This window comes from Paenibacillus xylanexedens, from assembly GCF_007676705.1.
Taxonomy (GTDB): Bacteria; Bacillota; Bacilli; order Paenibacillales; family Paenibacillaceae; genus Paenibacillus; species Paenibacillus xylanexedens_C.
Map to the genome: position 1 here is coordinate 1 of NZ_VEBF01000915.1, position 221 is coordinate 221.

At 50.2% G+C, this 221-nt stretch carries 1 protein-coding gene; it reads left to right on the top strand.

Translation table 11 applies throughout. From position 1 onward, the window contains the following. Window positions 1–17: 17 nt before the first annotated feature. Window positions 18–221: hypothetical protein (locus tag FS628_RS31115; protein ID WP_145326730.1), on the top strand; the 204-nt coding region annotated here is incomplete at its 3' end.

Consider the following 221-nt stretch of genomic DNA (forward strand, 5'->3'; position numbering starts at 1 on the left):
AAGAGGGGGATAAAGTTGTGGTGAAAAGGAAGGAAGGTGAAGGTGTCGGTGTAAAAGGAGGTGAGGGAAGGTATGAAGTGTGTGTTTGTGGGGTGGAAGAGAGAGTTGAGGGGTTTGAGGAGTTGGGTGGTGGGGATGCGAAGATGGAAGTGGGTGAAGTGAAAGGAAGGAATGTGGTACGTGGGGACGAAATGAAAGGCATTGGTGGTGTGGAGATTGAG